The organism is Streptomyces hazeniae (genome assembly GCF_031845485.1).
Lineage (GTDB): Bacteria > Actinomycetota > Actinomycetes > Streptomycetales > Streptomycetaceae > Streptomyces > Streptomyces hazeniae.
In genome coordinates this window covers 137,092-153,769 of sequence record NZ_JAVREQ010000013.1, presented here as the reverse complement: position 1 = coordinate 153,769, position 16,678 = coordinate 137,092, and the positions used below count along the sequence as shown (strand labels likewise).

Below are 16,678 nucleotides of genomic sequence, written 5' to 3'. Positions count from 1 at the left end.
CCGGACGGGTCGCGCCGCCGGGCGGCCCGGGAACGCCCCGGCGATGCGCCGACACGCGGCTCCACGACCGGCGGTATGTCCCGGGCCCCCGGTCCCGGGGTACTTCCCGGGCTACTTCCCGGCGGTGCTCTCCTTCGCCGCGGCGTTCTTGGCGGCGGTCTTCTTCGCCGTCGACTTCTTCGCCGCAGTCTTCTTGGCCGCAGTCTTGGAAGCGGTCTTGGCCGCCGTCTTCTTGGCCGCCGTCTTCTTGGCCGTCGACTTCTTGGCCGTCGACTTCTTCTTCACCGGCCCCTTGGCCCGCTTCTCGGCGAGGAGTTCGTACCCGCGCTCCGGCGTGATCGTCGCGACGTCGTCGGTGGTGCGCAGGGTCGCGTTGGTCTCGCCGTCGGTCACGTACGGGCCGAACCGCCCGTCCTTGACCACGACCGGCCTCTCGGTGGTGGGGTCGGTGCCCAGTTCCTTCAGCGGCGGCTTCGCGGCGGCTCGTCCCCGCTGCTTGGGCTGGGCGTAGATGGCGAGCGCCTCGTCGAGCGTGATGGAGAAGATCTGCTCCTCCGACTCCAGCGAACGCGAGTCGGTGCCCTTGCGCATGTACGGCCCGTAGCGGCCGTTCTGTGCGGTGATCGCCTCGCCGGACTCCGGGTCCTCGCCCACCACGCGCGGCAGCGACAGCAGCCGCAGAGCCTGCTCCAACGTCACCGTATCGAGCGACATGGACTTCAGCAGTGAGGCGGTACGCGGCTTGACGGCGTTCTTGCCGGTCTTCGGTGTGCCCTCGGGCAGCACCTCGGTGACGTACGGGCCGTAGCGGCCGTCGCGCGCCACGACCGGCCGTCCGGTCTCGGGGTCCTCGCCCAGCTCGAAGTCGCCGCTGGGCTTGGCGAGGAGCTCCTCGGCCAGCTCGACGGTCAGTTCGTCCGGGGGCAGGTTCTCGGGCACGTCGGCGCGCTTGCCGGGCTGCTGCTCCGGGTCCTCGGAGAGCCGCTCGACGTACGGCCCGTAGCGGCCCACGCGGAGCACGATGCCCTCGCCCACGGGGAAGGAGGAGACGCCCTTGGCGTCGATGGCGCCGAGGTCGGAGACCAGTTCCTTCAGGCCGCCGAGGTGGTCGCCGTCGCCGTTCCCGGAGTCGGCGGCGGAGTTCGCCGCTCCGTCACCGGCGCCGTCCTCGCCGAAGTAGAAGCGCCGCAGCCACGGCACCGCCTCGGCGTTGCCGGCGGCGATGCGGTCGAGGTCGTCCTCCATCTTCGCGGTGAAGTCGTAGTCGACCAGGCGGCCGAAGTGCTTCTCCAGCAGTCCCACCACGGCGAAGGAGAGGAAGGAGGGCACCAGCGCGGTGCCCTTCTTGAAGACGTAGCGCCGGTCGAGGATGGTGCTGATGATCGACGCGTACGTCGACGGGCGGCCGATCTCCCGTTCCTCCAGCTCCTTGACCAGCGTGGCCTCGGTGTAGCGGGCCGGGGGTTTGGTCGCGTGGCCGTCGGCGGTCAGGTCGTCGGCCGTGAGCGCGTCGCCCTCCTGGACCGGGGGCAGGCGGCGCTCGCGGTCGTCGAGTTCGGCGTTCGGGTCGTCGGCGCCCTCGACGTAGGCCTTGAGGAAGCCGTGGAAGGTGATGATCTTGCCGGTGGCGCTGAACTCGGCGTCCCGCCCGTCCGCGCTGCGTCCGCCGACCTTCACGGTCACGGACTGGCCGACGGCGTCCTTCATCTGGGAGGCGACGGTGCGCTTCCAGATCAGCTCGTACAGCTTGAACTGCTCGCCGGTCAGGCCGGTCTCGGCCGGCGTGCGGAAGCGGTCGCCGGACGGGCGGATGGCCTCGTGCGCCTCCTGCGCGTTCTTGACCTTGCCGGCGTAGGTGCGCGGCCGCTCGGGCAGGTAGTCGGCGCCGTAGAGCTGCGTGACCTGGGCGCGGGCGGCGGCCACCGCGGTGTCGGAGAGCGTGGTGGAGTCCGTACGCATGTAGGTGATGAAGCCGTTCTCGTACAGCTTCTGCGCCACCTGCATGGTGACCTTCGCACCGAAGCCCAGCTTGCGGCTGGCCTCCTGCTGCAGCGTGGTCGTACGGAACGGCGCGTACGGCGAGCGGCGGTACGGCTTGGACTCGACCGAGCGGACGGAGAAGTCGGTGCGCGCCAGGCCGTCGGCCAGCGCGCGGGCTGCCTGCTCGTCGAGCTGGAGCACCTGCGCGGACGCCGAGGCGGTCTTGAGCTGCCCGTCGGCGCCGAAGTCGCGGCCCTGGGCGACGCGGCGGCCGTCGACGGCGCTGAGCCGCGCCCCGAAGGTGCCGGGGTCCGAGGAGTCCGCCCCGCCCCCCGCGACCGTGGCGAAGCTGGCCGTCAGGTCCCAGTACTCGGCCGAGCGGAACGCCATGCGCTCGCGCTCCCGCTCCACCACGAGCCGGGTGGCGACCGACTGGACACGGCCCGCCGACAGCCGCGGCATGACCTTCTTCCACAGCACCGGCGAGACCTCGTAGCCGTAGAGGCGGTCGAGGATGCGGCGGGTCTCCTGTGCGTCGACCAGCTTCTGGTTCAGGTCCCGCGGGTTGTTGACGGCTTCGCGGATGGCGTCCTTGGTGATCTCGTGGAAGACCATCCGGCGCACCGGGACCTTCGGCTTCAGCACCTCCTGAAGGTGCCAGGCGATGGCCTCGCCCTCGCGGTCCTCATCGGTGGCGAGGAAGAGTTCGTCGGACTCCGCGAGCAGCGACTTGAGCTTCTTGACCTGGTCCTTCTTGTCGCTGTTCACGACGTAGAGCGGCTCGAAGTCGTGCTCGACGTTGACTCCGAGGCGCGCCCAGGGCTGCCCCTTGTACTTGGCCGGAACCTCGGCGGCGCCGTTCGGGAGATCACGGATGTGTCCCACGCTGGCCTCGACCACGTAGCCCGGGCCGAGATAGCCCTTGATCGTCTTGGCCTTGGCGGGCGACTCGACGATCACGAGTCGGCGCCCGCCCTTGGTGGTCTCGCTGGTCGGGGACAACTTCGGCTCTTCTCTCCGGTCGGCATCGGTCTCGGTGACGCTTGCGGAGTGTGACGGTACCGCCCGCCCCCGTGTCAAACGGGAAAATGCTCCAGCGCCACTCGAACGGTAACCCGACAACCGGGTTTCCTGCCGCCCTGCCGCGCTCCCGGGCACGGCACCGGCCGCCTCGGGCGAGGGGCCGAGCGGCAGGCGGCGGGCCCGGAAGACCCTCGTCGGCGGTTCAGGCCGGGGTCAGCAGAAGGAAGCCGAGCACCACCGAGAGCAGGCCGAATCCGGCGGCGAGCGCGATCGCCGCCACCGGGTGCACACCCTCGGCCACGGGTTGCCGCAGCCGGGTGCGTGTCGAGGTCCACAGGAGCAGCGCGACGCCGAAGACCGCGAGGGCCGTACCGGCGAAGGCTGCGGATCCACTCTCCATGCCGCCCATGGTGCGCACGCTCGCAGCCGCGGGCGACCGTACGACGAACGTCGGATGAACGGCACCGCCCGAACGGTGTCGTCCCGGTGGCCCGCATGGCGCACACCCGGACCCCGTACGGGCCCCGGCGCGGAGCGTGCGGGCGTAGCGGCCGCAGGCCGGGGCGCCGGTCCGGCACGGGCACGGCGGCGTCAGGGCGCCGGGACCGGTTCCAGGAAGCCCTGTCCGACCAGGAGCCGGATCGCCTCCGGCGTGCGGTCGCGCAAGCGGACCGGGTCCTCGCCGAGCAGCTGGGCGATGGCGTCCAGAATCCGCCCTGCCGGCAGCGACCCGTCGCACACGCCTGCGAATCCGGCCCCGACCGTGTCGACCTGGGTGGCGCGCCGCAGGCCGCGGTTCTGGCGCAGCACCACGTGCTCCGGATCCTCGGCCCCGGGAAACCCCACCTGCTCCTGGACGACCCCGTCGGCCAGCGTGAAGTGCCAGCCGAGCAGGGCGGCGTCGTCCGTGGCGCGCAGGAAGTCCTGCCGCGCGAAGTGGGCGCGCACCACGTCGCCGAGCGGCTGTTCGACCGGATGCGGCCACTCCTCGATGACGACCGACGGTTCCGGCGCGCGGGTGGCGCGCAGGGTGATCCAGCCGAAGCCGACAGCCGTGGTGCCGCGGGCCTCGAACTCGTCCAGCCAGGCGTCGTAGCGGGACTCGTACGCCGTCTGCCCCGCAGTGTGGTCGCCGGCGTCCCGGAGCCACAGCTCGGCGTACTGGCTGACGTCCTGCACGTCGCGCTGCAGGATCCACGCGTCGCATCCGGCCGGTACCCAGGACCTCAGCCGGTCGCGCCAGTCCTCGCCGTCGCGGTGCTCCCAGTTGGCGAGGAGCTGCAGATGCCCGCCCTCGGCGAGGTGCCCGGCGGCCTGCTGCACGAGAGTGCGGCACAGGTCGTCGCCGCCCATGCCGCCGTCCCGGTACTCGAACCGGCTGTCCGGCGAGATGACCAGCGGCGGGTTGGAGACGATCAGGTCGTACGGATCCTCGTCGGCGACAGGCTCCAGCAGCGACCCCTCGCGCAGGTCGGCTTCGGGCGCGCCGGAGAGGGCGAGGGTGAGGCGGGTGAAGGCGAGGGCGCGCGGGTTGACGTCGGTGGCGGTGACCCGCGCGGCGTGGCGGGTGGCGTGCAGTGCCTGGATGCCGGAGCCGGTGCCCAGGTCCAGGGCACGCGCGACGGGCGTACGTACGGTCAGCCCCGCCAGCGTGGTGGACGCGCCGCCCACGCCGAGGACCACGTCCTCGTACTGGCCGGCGATGCCGGACGCGCCGCCCACGGCGCAGCCCAGGTCGGAGACGATCCACCAGTCCTCGCCGTCCGGACCGCCGTACGGGCGGATGTCGACGGCGGCGCGCACCGCCGGACCCCCGGGCGGCGCCGCGGACGGGTCGGTGCGGACCAGCCAGCCGTCGTTCAGCGCCGCGTCGAGGGGCAGTGCACCGCGGGCCTGCTCCTCGGGGACGGGCCGCTGGAGCAGGAACAGCCGGACGAGGGTCTCCAGGGGGCCTTCCGCGCGCAGGGCGCGGCGGGCGGGAACGGTCTCGTTGCGGGCGAGCGCCGCGTACGCGGAGGCGCCCAGCAGTTCCAGCAGTCCGTCCGGGGTGAACCGGGCGGCGAGCAGCGCCTCGCGGATCCGTTCGGCGGAGTCGGGCGCGGGGACGGGGGCGGGGCCGGCGGACCCTTCAGAGTTGACCACGGCGTCCATTGTGACGCCCGGGTCCGCCGGTGAGGCAGCCCCCGGCGGCACCCGGGCGGGCAGCGGACGCGGATCAGGTGGTCGGCGTGCTGCCCGGGGAGGCCTTGCGGCAGCCCTCCTGCTCCGACATGGCCTGGCCGAGTTCGCCGGACTGGAGCTTCTGCAGCGACTTGTCCCCGCTCTCGCCGAGGCGGCCCAGCTCCTGCGCCAGCCCCTTGAGGCCCTCGGCGAACTCGGACTGGTCGCCGGTGTCGAGCTCGTCCACGGTCTTCTTGAGGCCGGCGTAGGACTTGGACAGGCCCTTGAGCTCGTCGACCGCGTTCGTCTCGAGCTTCTCGCCGTTCTCGACCGGCGGGACGCCGGCGTCGTCGACGGCGTCCGCCAGGGCCTTGTAGGCCTCGGAGATGTCCTGGAATGCCGCCGAGTCGGTCTTCTGGACCTCTTCGGGGGACTTCTTCTGCTGCGAGGCCTCGTTGATCGACTTGTTGGCCTGCTGGATCTTGTCCACCTGCGGCTTGACCTTGTCGCAGACCTTCTTGGCCCACGCCGCGGTGTCCGCGCCGTCGTCGCCGCAGCCGGTCAGCGTGAGGACGAGTGCCGCACTTCCGGTCAGTGCGGCCGCGAGCTTCTTGTTCACCGATCGGTCCCTTCGTGGCTCTTCCGGCCCGGAACTTACACGCCAAGACGGCATCCGTGACGAGCCGGGCGACCGTTCTGTACCCGATTGAGCTGTTCGCCACAGTACGTGCAGCACCGCCTCCGGCGTTTCCGTGCACGACGAGGCGGGCGGGCGGGAGCTCAAGAGCCCTCGCCCGCCCGCCTGTTGAAGCAGGTCAGCCGCTCGCTGTCAGGTATCGGTCAGGAAGTGGCGACCGCGTCCTGCGACTTCGCGGTGCGCTCGTTGTTGCCTTCCTCACCCATCGCGATGCCGCGGCGCTTGGAGACGTACACCGCACCGACGATGACGAGCACGGAGATCAACGCGATCACCACGCGCATGCCGACACTCTTGTCCTCGCCGTAGCTGAACTGCACCACAGCCGGACCGATCAACAGCGCCACCAGGTTCATGACCTTCAGCAACGGGTTGATCGCGGGGCCCGCGGTGTCCTTGAACGGGTCGCCTACGGTGTCGCCGATCACGGTCGCCTCATGGGCCTCGCTGCCCTTGCCGCCGTGATGACCGTCCTCCACCAGCTTCTTGGCGTTGTCCCAGGCACCTCCCGAGTTCGCCAGGAAGACCGCCATCAGCGTGCCCGCGCCGATCGCGCCCGCCAGGAACGCGGCCAGCGCCCCGACGCCGAGCGTGAAGCCGACGACGATGGGCGCGAACACGGCGAGCAGGCCCGGGGTGGTCAGCTCGCGCAGCGCGTCCTTGGTGCAGATGTCGACGACCCGGCCGTACTCGGGCTTCTCGGTGTAGTCCATGATTCCGGGCTTCTCCCGGAACTGGCGCCGCACCTCGTAGACCACCGACCCGGCGGAACGGGACACGGCGCTGATGGCGAGGCCGGAGAAGAGGAAGACGACGCTCGCGCCGAGCATCAGGCCGACCAGCGTGCTGGGCTGCGCGATGTCGAGCACGGTCAGCATCTCCCCCGCGCCCTCGCCGGCCTCGGCCAGGGCGGAGGACAGTTCGGTGCGGTACGAGCCGAACAGCGCGGCCGCGGCGAGGACCGCGGTCGCGATGGCGATGCCCTTGGTGATCGCCTTGGTGGTGTTGCCCACCGCGTCCAGGTCGGTGAGGACCTGGGCGCCGGCGCCCTCCACGTCGCCGGACATCTCGGCGATGCCCTGCGCGTTGTCGGAGACCGGACCGAAGGTGTCCATGGCGACGATCACACCGACCGTGGTGAGCAGGCCGGTGCCCGCCAGCGCGACGGCGAACAGCGCCAGCAGCAGCGTGCCGCCGCCGAGCAGGAACGCCCCGTAGACGCTGAGGCCGATGAGCAGCGCGGTGTAGACGGCCGACTCCAGCCCGAGGGAGATGCCGGACAGCACGACGGTCGCCGGGCCGGTGAGCGAGGTCCGTCCGATGTCGCGCACCGGCTTCCGGCTGGTCTCGGTGAAGTAGCCGGTGAGCTGCTGGATCACCGCGGCCAGCACGATGCCGATGGCGACCGCGACGATCGCCAGGACCTGCGGGTTGCCCTCGTGGCCCTGGATGGCGGCCGGGACGTTGTCCAGGTCCGCGTAGCTGGACGGCAGGTACAGGACCGCGGCCACGGCCACCAGCACCAGGGAGATCACCGCGGAGATGAAGAAGCCGCGGTTGATGGCCGTCATTCCACTGCGGTCGCTGCGGCGCGGGGCGACGGTGAAGACGCCGATCACCGCGGTGATCACACCGATGGCGGGGACAAGCAGCGGGAACGCCAGGCCGGCGTCGCCGAAGACCGCCGTGCCCAGGATGAGCGCGGCGACCAGGGTGACGGCGTAGGACTCGAACAGGTCCGCGGCCATGCCGGCGCAGTCGCCCACGTTGTCGCCGACGTTGTCCGCGATGGTGGCGGCGTTGCGCGGGTCGTCCTCGGGGATGCCCTGCTCGACCTTGCCGACGAGGTCGGCACCGACGTCGGCGGCCTTGGTGAAGATGCCGCCGCCGACACGCATGAACATGGCGATCAGCGCGGCGCCGAGGCCGAAGCCCTCCAGCACCTTCGGCGCGTCGGCCGCATAGACGAGGACGACGACCGCGGCACCGAGCAGGCCGAGGCCGACGGTGAACATGCCGACCACACCACCCGTGCGGAAGGCGATCTTCGTGGCCTTGTGGGCGACTGCGGTGAGATCGACAGAACCCGACCTCGCGTCCTCGCCCTCGGGTGTCGCCTCACGGGCCGCAGCGGCCACGCGCACATTGCTGCGCACCGCCAGCCACATGCCGATGTATCCGGTGGCGGCCGAGAAACCGGCTCCCACGAGGAAGAACAACGATCGGCCGATGCGCTGCGCCATATCGTCCGCGGGCAGCAACATCAGCAGGAAGAACACCACCACGGCGAAAACGCCGAGGGTGCGCAGCTGCCGCGCGAGATAGGCGTTGGCGCCCTCCTGCACCGCGGCGGCGATCTTCTTCATGCTCTCGGTGCCTTCACCGGCGGCGAGAACCTGTTTGACGAGCACCACCGCCACGCCGAGTGCGGCCAGGGCGACGAGCGCGATCACGATCACGAGACCGCGGTTCCCCGCGGTCAGCACGGCATCGGCGAGCTGCTGATGCTGGTGGGTCTGGAGAGGGGTGAGATGCCCCGCCATTCGTCCTCCTTGACGTTTGGCACATGGGCGCGCGCAAGCACGCTCAGGCGTCCTGCAGCAAAGATGTGGACGGATTCTAGGGAGCTGATCCGCTTCCAAACAGAGTGCGAGACCAGGAATTCGCCGTCAACAGCGAAGATCGAATGAAAGGGGCGCGAAATTTCGCCCGCGCGAGGGACCCATGCAAATTGACCGACGACAGAAAATGATCTCCGCCGATGATCACAAAGGTCTTTACATTCTTCAGAGAAATGACAGGTGAAAGATCACAAGAAAGGCGCGGCACCGCGGTTTACGGCCAGGTAGACGTCCTGAGCCGGCACGCGTGGGCGGCGGTGCCCGACAGCCGTATGGCGGGGCGGGATCGGTGCCGCCGCGCGGCGGGCAACCAGGGCGGTGGGATCCGCAGGTGCCGTCCGCGGGCGCCGGTCGTCCGCGGACGGACGGGCCGGCGCCGGCCCGTCCGAAGCCCGTCGGGCTCCGGTCAGGTCGGCCGGGTCAGGGGGCGGCGGGCGTGGGCGGAACCGCCGTGGCGGGCCAGCTCATGCGAATGGTGCCACCGGTGTCGTCGGCGGTGATCTCCACGTCGTCGACGAGACCGCTGATGACCGCGAGACCCATGTCCCCCTCGGCCTCGTCCTCCTCCGTGGCGGGGCCCGGGATCTCGTCGCGGGCACCCGGGACCAGGGCGCCGCCCCGGCCCGGCGCGTCGTCGCCGACCTCGATCGAGAACTTCTTCTCGTCCTCGATCAGCGCGACCCTGACCGGGCTGCCGACGCCGTTGCTCATGTGCAGGCCGACGGCACGGGTGCACGCCTCACCCACAGCGAGCCGCACCTCGTCGAGCACGGTCTCGTCGACCCCGGCGCGCCGCGCCACGGCGGCGGCCACCAGACGCGCTGTCCGCACATGCTCGGGAAGCGCGCTGAAGCGGAGTTCGACGGTGGCCATGCCATCCCTCTCGGTCGACAGGTGTGCATTCACGGGCACCGCGGCCGCCCGTCGGCAGCGCGCGGGACCCCGTCATCCGACGGTCCGGGCCGTGCGCGGCGGACGCACGGCCGGACGGGGCGTGATGGGTGTCAGTCGGTGGCCGCGACGGCCTCGTCGACCGATCCGTGGATCGGGAACACCTTGGTCAGGCCCGTGATACGGAAGATCTTGAGAATGCGCTCCTGGTTGCAGACCAGGCGCAGCGAGCCCTCATGGGCGCGCACCCGCTTCAGTCCGCCGACGAGCACACCGAGACCGGTGGAGTCGAGGAAGTCCACGCCCTCCATGTCCACAACGAGGTGGTAACTGCCGTCGTTCACGAGTTCGACGAGCTGCTCGCGCAGCTTGGGCGCGGTGTATACATCAATCTCGCCACCGACCTCGACGATCGTGCGATCGCCAACAGTACGGGTCGACAGAGACAGGTCCACTGATCCTCCAGCACCTTGCTATCGAGCGGTCCGCCCCCGGGAATCCCCGTGTGGAGAGCCCCGTCCTGGCACCCCGCCGTGGCGGAGCGGCACAGGGGACGGATCGGCAGCCGCAGAAGCATTCAATCACTTACCGCCAGCCGTGCACGACGGCTTGCGTCCATTGTCCGTCGTGCCAGTGACACACTCGGTGCCGATGGCCAACACTCACCACCCGCAGACGGTGCTCGGCAGGCTTGCCGCCGGGACGGACCGGGCCGCGCGCGTCACTCATACGGAGCATGTGCCCCCGCGGCCGGGTCGTCATGCAGACTGGCCTGCTCGCATCCGTGCGGAAGTGGTGGAGTCCGTGCGGCTCACCGGTATCGACCGCCTCTGGGAACACCAGGCTCAAGTGGCTTCCCTCGCCCTCGACGGGAGGTCCACGGTCGTGTCGACCGGCACCGCCTCCGGCAAGTCGCTGGCCTATCTGATCCCCACCCTCAGCGCCCTGGTCGAGGGCGCCGAAGCACCGAACGGGCGGGGCGCGACCGCGCTCTACCTCGCCCCCACCAAGGCGCTGGCGGCCGACCAGCGCCGCAAGGCGAGCGCGCTCGCCACGCCGCTCGGCGACGCCGTGCGGGCCGCCGTACACGACGGGGACACCGGGCCGGAGGAGCGCGAGTGGGCCCGGCTGTACGCGAACTACCTCCTCACCAACCCGGACATGCTGCACCGGGGGATCCTCCCCCAGCACACCCGCTGGTCCTCCTTCCTCCGCGCGCTGCGCTACGTGGTCGTCGATGAATGCCACACCTACCGGGGCGTGTTCGGCTCCCACGTCGCGCAGGTCCTGCGCCGGCTGCGGCGCCTGTGCGCCCGCTACGGCGCCGACCCGGTGTTCCTGCTGGCGTCCGCGACCTCGGCCGACCCCGCCGAGGCGGCCGGCCGGCTGACCGGCCTCCCGGTCACCGCCGTGACGGAGGACGCCTCGCCACGCGGCGAACTCCTCTTCGCGCTCTGGGAGCCGCCACTGACCGAGCTGTCCGGCGAACGCGGCGCCCCCGTCCGCCGCACCGCCACCGCGGAGACGGCGGAACTGCTCACCGACCTGGCCGTCCAGGGGGTGCGCACGGTGGCGTTCGTGCGCTCCCGGCGCGGGGCCGAGCTGATCTCGCTGATCGCGCAGGACCGGCTGGCACAGGTCGACCGGTCCCTCCCGCCCCGGGTGGCCGCGTACCGGGGCGGGTATCTGCCCGAGGAACGGCGGGCGCTGGAGCGGGCGCTGCACAGCGGCGAACTCCTCGGCCTCGCCGCGACGAACGCGCTGGAGCTCGGGGTCGACGTCGCGGGACTGGACGCCGTCCTGATCACGGGCTACCCCGGGACCCGCGCCTCGCTGTGGCAGCAGGCGGGCCGGGCCGGCCGTACGGGCGAAGGGGCTCTGGCCGTGCTCGTCGCACGGGACGATCCGCTGGACACCTATCTCGTGCACCACCCCGAGGCGGTCTTCTCCCACCCCGTCGAGTCGACCGTCCTGGACCCGGACAACCCGTACGTGCTCGCGCCGCATCTGTGCGCCGCGGCGGCGGAGAGCCCGCTCACCGAGCGGGACGCGGAACTGTTCGGCGCCGAGTTCGGCGACCTCGTCGCCCAGCTCGAACAGCGCCGTCTGCTGCGCCGGAGGGGCGCGGCCTGGTACTGGACCAGGCGGGAGCGTGCGGCGGACCTCACCGACATCCGGGGCAGCGGCGGCTCCCCGGTGCAGGTCGTGGAGTCCGGCACCGGCCGTGTGCTCGGCACCGTGGACGCCGGGGCGGCCCACACCACCGTGCACGACGGGGCGGTCCACCTCCACCAGGGACGCACCTACGTGGTCCGGAGCCTGGACCTGGACGAGTCCGTCGCCCTTGTGGAGGAGTCGTCGCCGCCCTGGACCACCTTGGCCCGCGACACCACCTCGGTCTCCGTCCTGGAGACCGAGAAGGAAGTTCCCTGGGGCCGGGGGCGGCTGCACTTCGGTTCCGTCGAGGTCACCCATCAGGTTGTCTCCTACCTGCGCCGGAAGCTCGTCACGGGCGAGATCCTGGGCGAGACCAAACTCGACCTGCCGGCGCGTACCCTGCGGACCCGCGCGGTGTGGTGGACCGTCACCGAGGACCAGCTCGACGCGGCCGCCGTGGGCCCCGAGATCCTGCCCGGCGCGCTGCACGCGGCCGAGCACGCCTCCATCGGCCTGCTCCCGCTCTTCGCCACCTGCGACCGGTGGGACATCGGGGGCGTGTCCGTCCCCCTGCACCCCGACACCCTGCTGCCCACGGTGTTCGTGTACGACGGGCATCCCGGGGGCGCGGGGTTCGCCGAACGCGCCTTCCGTACGGCGCGCGCATGGCTGACGGCCACACGCGAGGCGATCACCTCCTGCGAGTGCGACGCGGGCTGTCCCTCGTGCATCCAGTCGCCCAAGTGCGGCAACGGGAACGAGCCGTTGCACAAGGCGGGCGCCCTCCGCCTGCTGCGCGAACTGCTCGCCGGTGCGCCCTCCCCGGACGGCGCCTCCCCGCAGAACGCGGGTGGCGGACCTCCCCGGTGACGCCTGCGGCCGCGCCCGGGCCGGTCCGGCGCGGGCACGGGCCTTCGTCGTGTACGGCCCGGTACGGACGGCCGCCGAGACGTCCGCGACCTCACCGGCCACCGCGCACCGCACCAGCCGGGCCTTCTGGGCCCCGGCCACCTGCCGGGCCACCGCGCACGCCTCCTCCTCCCCGTGCAGGACTCGCTGCGCCGCGGCGAGGGCCGCGAGGTCTGCGGCGGCAGCGGCGCGGTGGCGGGCGACGGTGACCTGACCCAGTGCCAGCAGCGCCCCGAACACGAGGCAGACCAGAGCGGCGCACGCAGCCCCCCACACCGAGGCGGAGCCACGGTCGTCCCGCGGCAGGGCGCACCGCGGGCACGGGGCCCCCGGCCGGTCACCACGCGGTCGGTCGGCGCGCCGCCGCACGCGCAGGATCACCGGTCGTCTCCGGAGGCCGATCGGCCGGTCGCCGTGGCGGCCGCCTCTGCCGGAGAACCCGTCGCCGGAAGGGCTGCTCCCGCCAGGGAGTCCTCGGCCAGCGCCACCGCCTCGGCCTCCAAGGGGAGGGACAGCGGGCCGGGCCCTGCCGTGCGCGCCTCCACCCGCACCCGGACCAGGTCACCCTCCCGCGACCACGCGACGGCGGCCCCGGACGGGGCCGCCGAGCGAGCGGTCTCCCGGACCACGGACGGCGGTTCGCCCCGGGCGGCGGCACGAGCACCCGCCCGAGCGGCGTCCTGGGTCTGGAGAGCCCCGGCAACGGCCACCAGCCCCCACAGCAGCATCCCGACGACCGCCACGAGCGACGGCACGACGACGGCCGTCTCCGCGGTGACGTAACCGGCGTCTCTGCCGCGCGCCACGACGCCCCGGCGCCGGACAGGTCCTAAGCGCCACGGACGACTCCGGTCAGAACGTCGCATCGAGAGCCCTCTCGACGAGCTTCTGCAACGCCTCGCTCACCGGACCACTGGTGACCACCTTGTAGAGCACGGCGGCGAACGCGCAGGCCGCGATCGTGCCGACCGCGTACTCCGCCGTGCTCATGCCGGCGTCGCCGCTCCTGCCGCGCACGGCGCTCGCCCAGCGCTTCCGGTAGCGCCGAAGCCACTGGCGCCGCCGCGGCGTGGTGCCGCATTCTCGGCCGGCGGTGGCCCGCCTGCTGGTTCGCTTCATCTGTTCCATCCGTCCTTTCGTGTCCGAGGTCGGTTTCCGTCTCCGACGCCCGGGTTTCTCTCGGGTCGTACGGGCTGGGCCGTTCAGAGCAGGGAGCGGGCGAGACCGAGCACGACGGGCGCGACGCCCACCGCGAGAAACGCGGGCAGGAAGCAGAGCCCCAGCGGTCCGGTGACCAGGACGGCGGCACGGCGCGCCCGGACGCCCGCCGCCCGCGCCCGCCGTGCCCGGCAGGTGGCCGCCAGCCGGGCCGCCGCCTGCACCGGCGGCACACCCGTCGTGCCGGCCCGCTCCATGCACCGGGCGAGCCCGTCGCACCCCGGCTGGGCGCCGAACCTGCCCCACACCGCCGCCGGTTCGGCGCCCAGCCGCAGTTCCGCTGCCGCGCGCACCAGCCGGTCGCCCAACGGTCCTCCGGTGGACCGGCCCACGGCCTCCGCCGCCTGGGCGGGACCGGACCCGGCGGTGAGGCAGGCGGCCAGCAGTTCGGCGGCCAGGGGCAGTTGCCGATCCACCGCCCGTACCGCCGTCCTGGACACCGCGTCCTTCCTCGCACGCACGGCTCTTCGGCGCAGCCACCACCACACGGCCACCCCCGCCGACACGGCCGCCGGCCACCCGCCCGGGCCGCTGCTCAGCAGGCGCACGACGACGGCGGCGCTCAGCGCCCCCGCCCACGGACCCCATCGTCGGTCGGGGCGCGACGGGCCGTCGGACGGACGGCGGGTACCACGTGCTCCGTGCCGTCGGCCGTCAGTGCGGTCCCGACGGCGCGGGAGGAGTGGTCGCCCGGTCTCCGCCCCGGCGAGGTGACGCGCCCGGTCGCCCCGCTGCCGCTGCTCGCGCCAGCCCAGCAGCACGGCGACGACGGCTCCGGCCGCCATGAGCACGGCCATCACCCACCACACCAACGCCTCCACCGCCCCGGTCATCACCGCCTGGGTCATCACCGCCGACGAGGCCGCCCCGAGCACCTCGGCCGCCGTCCTCACGACTCCTCCTCAGCCGTCCGCACCAGCCGGGCGACCCAGGCAAGCCCGGCCCACTCGAGCAGTCCGCCGACCGCGAGGCAGCCCAGCCCGACCGGGCTGTGCAGCAGCACGTGCAGCGGTTCGGCTCCCATGGCGGTGCCGAGCAGCAGCCCGAAGGCCGGAAGCAGCGCGAGTACGACGGCGGTGGAGCGCGGGCCGGCAAGCTGTGCGCGCAGTTCGTCGCGCTGGTCGCGTTCGGCTCGCAGCGCGTCGGCGACCCGGTCCAGACCGTCGGCGAGGCCCGCCCCACCGTCGGTGGCGACCTGCCAGCAGGCCGCCACTCCCGTGAGGCCGTGCGCACCGGGCAGTCGCGCCGCCCTGTGCAGCACAGCCGGTACGTCGCCGCCGAACCGCGCGGCGGCCAGCAGCGCCGCGCCCTCCTTCCCCAGTCGACCGGCCCCCGCGCTGAGAAGAGCGCCCGCGGGGAGACGGCCCCCGCGCAGTTCCCCCGCGACATCGGCGCACAGGTCGATGACCGCGTTCTCGGTGCGCTCGGCGGCCTCCCGTGCCCGGCGTCTCCTCGCGAGCCGTCCGGCCACCGGGACCGTGAACAGGCCCAGCACGGCCGGAATCCACGACTCGCCCAGGGCGCCGACCAGGCCACCTGCCGGCAGGCACCACCAGGCTCGCCCCGCGCGGGCCCAGGACCGCTGGAGAGCCGCGACGGCGCCCCTCGGCAGGCGCTCCCGCAACGCACCCCCGAGCAGCCGCGCGCGGTCGCCTCCGAGGGGCCGCGGCGCCGGGTCCGCACCGGTGGCGAGCAGCAATCGGGCACGTCCGGGATCCCGCCGGTCGCACAACAGCCAGGCGAGGAGCGCGGCACAGGCGAGCGCGGCGGCGAACGCGGCGGACACCTCCGTGGACCAGGGGCCGCCCCTCACAGTGCACCTCCCCGTCGGCACAGGTCATCGAGACGCGGCGCCCCCGGTCCGGCGACGAAGCCGCGGGGACCCCAACGTGCCGCAGGCAGAGTGCGGACGAGGCCGGCCTCGTCCCGTTCCAGAACATGGATCTCGGCGACGCGTCGGGCACCGTCGCGCTCGCGGACGAGGTGAACGACCGCGTCCAGGGCCGCCGCCAACTGGCTGTGCAGAGCCCCTCGATCGAGCCCCGCGGTCGCTGCCAGCGCTTCCAGCCGCGCGGGGACGTCGCCGGCGGCGTTGGCGTGCACCGTCCCGCACCCGCCTTCGTGGCCGGTGTTGAGAGCCATCAGAAGGTCGGTGACCTCCGCGCCCCTGACCTCGCCGACCACGAGGCGGTCAGGACGCATGCGCAGCGCCTGGCGCACCAGGTCGCGCAACCCCACGCGGCCGGCGCCCTCCTGGTTGGCCGGCCGGGTCTCCAACCGGACGACGTGCGGATGGTCGGGGCGCAGCTCCGCCGAGTCCTCCGCCAGCACGAGGCGCTCACGCGCCCCCACCAGCCCGAGCAGGCAGGAGAGGAGCGTGGTCTTGCCGGTGCCGGTGCCGCCGCTGACCAGGAAGGAGAGGCGCGCGTCGACCATGGCGCGCAGCAGCCTGTCGCCGCCGGGTGGCAGGGTGCCCGCCGCGGCGAGCTCGTCGAGGTCGAAGGGCCGGTGCCGTACCACTCGCAGGGAGAGACAGGTCGTGCCGACGGCGACGGGCGGCAGGACGGCGTGCAGCCGGGTGCCGTCGGGAAGCCGGGCGTCCACCCAGGGCCGGGCGTCGTCCAGGCGTCGGCCGGCCGAAGTCGCGAGCCGCTGCGCCAGGCGCCGCACGGCCTCGGAGTCGGGGAATCGCACCCGGGTGCGTTCCAGGCCGGCACCGCGGTCGACCCATACCTCGTCCGGCCCGGTGACCAGCACGTCGGTCACCCGGGGATCCGCGAGCAGTGGCTCGAGCGGCCCGGTGCCGACCATTTCGGACCGCAGCACCTCGACCACCCGCAGCACCGCGCTGTCGCCGAGCAGACGGCCCTGGGCGCGAAGGGCTGCGGCCACTCCGGCCGGTGTGGGCTCGGCCCCGGCTTCCGCAAGCCGCAGCCGCACGGCGTCCAGCAGGGAGCTGTCCACTCCGGGGGCAGGCCTGCGGCGACGCCCGCTGCGGGCGCCGGATTCTTCGGCGGTGTGC

General features: G+C 72.8%; 13 protein-coding genes and 1 pseudogene. 1 reads left to right on the top strand and 13 read right to left on the bottom strand.

The features are described from left to right. Positions 1–111: 111 nt before the first annotated feature. From topA to bldG, 7 genes are all read right to left on the bottom strand, one after another. Complete coding sequence (gene topA, locus RM572_RS16130) at positions 112–2,982, bottom strand: type I DNA topoisomerase (RefSeq protein WP_311674037.1); 2,871 nt, start codon at positions 2,980–2,982, stop codon at positions 112–114. A 223-nt stretch (positions 2,983–3,205) separates the two neighbouring features. Beyond that, complete coding sequence (locus RM572_RS16125) at positions 3,206–3,403, bottom strand: hypothetical protein (protein ID WP_136183039.1); 198 nt, start codon at positions 3,401–3,403, stop codon at positions 3,206–3,208. A gap of 191 nt (positions 3,404–3,594) precedes the next feature. Further along, a complete protein-coding gene (locus tag RM572_RS16120) occupies positions 3,595–5,154 on the bottom strand; it encodes a DUF7059 domain-containing protein (protein ID WP_394813618.1) in 1,560 nt (519 codons plus the stop codon). Positions 5,155–5,218: 64 nt separating this feature from the next. Next, positions 5,219–5,782 (bottom strand): small secreted protein, encoded by a 564-nt coding sequence (locus tag RM572_RS16115; RefSeq protein WP_311674035.1) that lies wholly within the window; start codon positions 5,780–5,782, stop codon positions 5,219–5,221. 221 nt (positions 5,783–6,003) lie between these two features. After that, positions 6,004–8,403 (bottom strand): sodium-translocating pyrophosphatase, encoded by a 2,400-nt coding sequence (locus tag RM572_RS16110; RefSeq protein WP_311674034.1) that lies wholly within the window; start codon positions 8,401–8,403, stop codon positions 6,004–6,006. A gap of 498 nt (positions 8,404–8,901) precedes the next feature. Beyond that, entirely contained in the window at positions 8,902–9,354 is a 453-nt protein-coding gene (locus RM572_RS16105) for an ATP-binding protein (protein ID WP_027764166.1), read from the bottom strand. Positions 9,355–9,485: 131 nt separating this feature from the next. Next, on the bottom strand, positions 9,486–9,827 hold the full coding sequence (gene bldG, locus RM572_RS16100) for an anti-sigma factor antagonist BldG (RefSeq protein ID WP_019547857.1): 342 nt from the start codon (positions 9,825–9,827) through the stop codon (positions 9,486–9,488). A 196-nt stretch (positions 9,828–10,023) separates the two neighbouring features. Here bldG and RM572_RS16095 point away from each other — a divergent pair, with 196 nt between their 5' ends. Then, entirely contained in the window at positions 10,024–12,399 is a 2,376-nt protein-coding gene (locus tag RM572_RS16095) for a DEAD/DEAH box helicase (protein ID WP_311674032.1), read from the top strand. An 81-nt stretch (positions 12,400–12,480) separates the two neighbouring features. On the opposite strand, the pseudogene RM572_RS29775 reads toward RM572_RS16095, so the two are convergent. From RM572_RS29775 to RM572_RS16065, 6 genes and pseudogenes are all read right to left on the bottom strand, one after another. Beyond that, a pseudogene (locus RM572_RS29775) lies at positions 12,481–12,678 on the bottom strand (Rv3654c family TadE-like protein); the annotation flags it as partial. Positions 12,679–12,815: 137 nt separating this feature from the next. Then, positions 12,816–13,244, bottom strand: coding sequence for a TadE family type IV pilus minor pilin (locus RM572_RS16085; protein ID WP_311674031.1), 429 nt, complete (start codon positions 13,242–13,244; stop codon positions 12,816–12,818). A gap of 46 nt (positions 13,245–13,290) precedes the next feature. Then, positions 13,291–13,566, bottom strand: a complete 276-nt coding sequence (locus RM572_RS16080; protein ID WP_394813617.1) for a DUF4244 domain-containing protein — start codon at positions 13,564–13,566, stop codon at positions 13,291–13,293. Positions 13,567–13,640: 74 nt separating this feature from the next. Then, positions 13,641–14,549 (bottom strand): type II secretion system F family protein, encoded by a 909-nt coding sequence (locus tag RM572_RS16075; protein WP_311674029.1) that lies wholly within the window; start codon positions 14,547–14,549, stop codon positions 13,641–13,643. Then, positions 14,546–15,469 (bottom strand): type II secretion system F family protein, encoded by a 924-nt coding sequence (locus tag RM572_RS16070; RefSeq protein ID WP_311674028.1) that lies wholly within the window; start codon positions 15,467–15,469, stop codon positions 14,546–14,548. Before RM572_RS16070 ends, RM572_RS16075 begins: the two co-directional genes overlap by 4 nt. After that, positions 15,466–16,620, bottom strand: a complete 1,155-nt coding sequence (locus tag RM572_RS16065) for a TadA family conjugal transfer-associated ATPase (protein ID WP_311674064.1) — start codon at positions 16,618–16,620, stop codon at positions 15,466–15,468. Before RM572_RS16065 ends, RM572_RS16070 begins: the two co-directional genes overlap by 4 nt. Positions 16,621–16,678: the final 58 nt, after the last annotated feature.

Coding starts and splice junctions, on each gene's coding strand:
- RM572_RS16095 (WP_311674032.1), top strand. CDS start 10,024: ATGGCCAACACTCACCACCCGCAGACGGTGCTCGGCAGGCTTGCCGCC.
- RM572_RS16105 (WP_027764166.1), bottom strand. CDS start 9,354: ATGGCCACCGTCGAACTCCGCTTCAGCGCGCTTCCCGAGCATGTGCGG.
- RM572_RS16110 (WP_311674034.1), bottom strand. CDS start 8,403: ATGGCGGGGCATCTCACCCCTCTCCAGACCCACCAGCATCAGCAGCTC.
- RM572_RS16120 (WP_394813618.1), bottom strand. CDS start 5,154: ATGGACGCCGTGGTCAACTCTGAAGGGTCCGCCGGCCCCGCCCCCGTC.
- RM572_RS16080 (WP_394813617.1), bottom strand. CDS start 13,566: ATGGAACAGATGAAGCGAACCAGCAGGCGGGCCACCGCCGGCCGAGAA.
- RM572_RS16125 (WP_136183039.1), bottom strand. CDS start 3,403: ATGGAGAGTGGATCCGCAGCCTTCGCCGGTACGGCCCTCGCGGTCTTC.